Source organism: Streptomyces niveiscabiei, assembly GCF_001419795.1.
In the GTDB taxonomy this organism is placed as follows: Bacteria; Actinomycetota; Actinomycetes; order Streptomycetales; family Streptomycetaceae; genus Streptomyces; species Streptomyces niveiscabiei.
Genome location: NZ_LIRL01001022.1, coordinates 1 through 2,317, shown reverse-complemented (window position 1 = coordinate 2,317; position 2,317 = coordinate 1). Strand labels below are relative to the sequence as shown.

The following is a 2,317-nucleotide window of genomic DNA, read 5'->3' as shown; positions in this document are numbered from 1 at the left end:
CGGCGAGTCCCTCCAGGGTAGGGGGCGGGGTACCGGGGGAGCGGATCAGCCATTCGTTCCAGATCGCGCCCGTGGGGGAGAGCAGGACCTCGAAGCGCAGGGTGGGCCACAGGGGGACCGGCCAGAGCCAGGACTCGCAGGTGAGGTCGCCGATCCGGCGGGTGGACGTGGTCTCGGGGGCGCCCAGGAACGTGCGGTAGCGGCTCGCCGCCGCGCGGCCCCGTGGGGCGTGCCGCATCGCCTGCCAGCGCTTGTTCGCCTCGCGCATCTCCCCCGAGGAGGCGCCGAGCCGGTGCCGCGCCTCCTCCACCAGGCCGGGGTTGTGGTCGGCCATGCGGCGCAGCAGGACGAGCTGGAAGTCGAGCGGGGTGAAGGGGTGCGGGGTGGACGGCATGCCTCCATCGTCCCCGATGGCGTACCTCCCAGGTACGGGTCTCATCGGCACCGATGTGGATCGGGTCTTTTCACGACCATTGCCCGGTCGGTGGCTTCTGATTAGCCTGTGTTCGTCATCCCGATCGCCTGTTGAAATATCGAACACACTTAAGGGAGGGGGCCGGCCGTGGGACGTCTGGTACCTGCCGTGACCCGGGCTCTGGACATTCTGGAGCTTTTCCTCGACGGGGACGGCACGCTCTCCGCCCCCGACATCGTGCGCCGGCTCCAGCTTCCGCGCACCACCGTGCACGAACTCGTCACCACCCTCGCCGCCCGGTCGTACATCGTGCCGGTGCCCGGCCAGCCCGGACGGTACCGGCTCGGCGTACGGCCGTACCAGCTCGGCAGCCGGTACGCGGAACAGCTCGACCTCGCGGCGGAGGGGCAGAACGTCGCCCGGTCCGTCGCCGAGACCTGCGACGAGACCGTGCACGTCGCGATCCTCGAAGGCACGGACGTCATCTACATCGCCAAGGTCGACTCGACGCACGCGGTGCGGATGGTCTCCGCCGCCGGACGGCGCCTTCCCGCGCACTGCACGTCCGTGGGGAAGATGCTGCTCGCCTCGCTCTCCGAGCACGAGCTGAGCCTGCGGCTGCCGGTGGACGCCGAGTTGGTGCGGATGACGCCCAACAGCATCACCGAACCAGGGGCGTTGAGGGAGGCGCTCGCCGTCATCCGTGAGCGGGGTCTCGCGGTGGAGAGCCGGGAGTCGAACCCCGACGTGAGCTGTGTCGCCGCGCCCGTCCGGGACCGTACCGGGCAGGTCGTCGCCGCGCTCTCCATCTCCGTCCCGATGATCCGGTGGAGCGACGAACGGCGCGTGGAACTGGAGCAGTTGGCGGCCAAGGGCGCCGTCGACCTGTCGGAGCGGCTCGGATACCGGAGCGTGGCGTGATGGGGTACGAAGTAGCGGTACGGGCCGAGGCGACGCTCGGTGAAGGGCCCACGTGGGACGCGGACGCGGGCCGGCTGATCTGGCTCGACATCCTCGGGTCGCGGGTCAACACGTACGACCCGTCGAGCGGGCGGCAGACCCTGCGCACGACCGACCAGCACGTCGGTGCCGCCAAGCCCAGGGCCGGTGGCGGGCTCGTCCTCAACCTCCGTGACGGGGTCGGCCTGTTGGACCCCGACGACACCTTCCGCTGGCTGCACCACGAGGCCGTCCCCGGCCGGCGCGCGAACGACGCGGCCGTCGCCCCCGACGGGACGCTGTGGGCCGGCACGATGCGCTACGACGAGGCACCGGGCGGCGGCACGCTGGCCCGCTTCGGCCCAACGGGCCTGCTGGAGACGGTCCTTGACGACGTCGCCGTCAGCAACGGCACCGGCTGGAGCCCCGACGGGACGCTCATGTACTACGTCGACTCGCCCACCGGCCGCGTCGACGTCTTCGACTACGACGGCGAACACGTCGGCGGGCGGCGGGAGTTCGTGACGATCGAGGACGGCGCCGGCTTCCCGGACGGCCTCACGGTCGACGCGGACGGCTGCGTGTGGGTCGCCCTGTGGGACGGCGCCGCCGTACGGCGCTACACCCCCGGGGGGAAGCTGGACCGGGTGATCTCCTTGCCCACGCCGCGCGTCACCGCCTGCGCGTTCGGCGGGGCCGACCTGACCGACCTGTACATCACGACCGCGCGGATCGGCCTCACGGACCCGCACCCGGTCGCCGGATCGCTGCTGGTGGTGCCCGGCGCGGGGAAGGGACTGGCGCTTCCCGCGTTCGCGGGGTGACGGGGCGTGGCTGATGGCGGGGCGTGCGGCGGAACCCGGGACTGCGGGCCTCGCGCGCCCCGCCTCCGCCTCTCCCGGCCTTCGCTGCCCGTGTCTCCGACCTCCGCCGGGCGGCCCTCACGACGGAGCCCCCGGCACC

The 2,317-nt window shown here is 72.3% G+C and carries 2 protein-coding genes and 1 pseudogene; 2 read left to right on the top strand and 1 reads right to left on the bottom strand.

All coding sequences use genetic code 11. The features are described 5' to 3' along the window. Window positions 1–394 (bottom strand): annotated as a pseudogene (locus AOK24_RS39050) (hypothetical protein); the annotation flags it as partial. A 168-nt stretch (window positions 395–562) separates the two neighbouring features. Here AOK24_RS39050 and AOK24_RS39045 point away from each other — a divergent pair. Together AOK24_RS39045 and AOK24_RS39040 are read left to right on the top strand one after the other, a co-directional pair. Further along, window positions 563–1,336 (top strand): IclR family transcriptional regulator, encoded by a 774-nt coding sequence (locus AOK24_RS39045; RefSeq protein WP_055724673.1) that lies wholly within the window; start codon window positions 563–565, stop codon window positions 1,334–1,336. Further along, window positions 1,336–2,178 carry an SMP-30/gluconolactonase/LRE family protein gene (locus tag AOK24_RS39040; protein WP_055724672.1) on the top strand — a complete coding sequence of 281 codons (843 nt, stop codon included), beginning with the start codon at window positions 1,336–1,338 and terminating at the stop codon, window positions 2,176–2,178. Before AOK24_RS39045 ends, AOK24_RS39040 begins: the two co-directional genes overlap by 1 nt. Window positions 2,179–2,317: the final 139 nt, after the last annotated feature.